This is a genomic window from Gilvimarinus sp. 1_MG-2023, from assembly GCF_030548285.1.
The window spans coordinates 1-234 of record NZ_JAUOSC010001774.1 but is presented as its reverse complement, the minus strand read 5'-3'; the positions used below and the strand labels follow the sequence as shown (position 1 = coordinate 234).

The following is a 234-nucleotide window of genomic DNA, read 5'->3' as shown; positions in this document are numbered from 1 at the left end:
GGCTATGCAGCGTTTGGGGATCTCCGACCTGGCCAATAAAACCTGTACCGAACTCTCTGGTGGTCAGCAACAGCTCTGTTTTCTCGCCCGGGCGCTGGCGCAGCAAACGACGGTGATCCTGATGGACGAACCGGTGAACGGCCTGGACTTTGGTAACCAGTGGCGTTTGCTTTCCCTGCTAAAAGATCTCGCCGCCGACGGCTACAGCATTATAAAAACCACCCACTACCCGGA

General features: G+C 56.4%; 1 protein-coding gene. It reads left to right on the top strand.

Features of this window, described 5'->3' with window-relative positions; all coding sequences use genetic code 11:
* Positions 1–234 (top strand): ATP-binding cassette domain-containing protein (locus Q4563_RS22805; protein ID WP_303606171.1); only part of this gene is annotated, 234 nt, incomplete at both ends.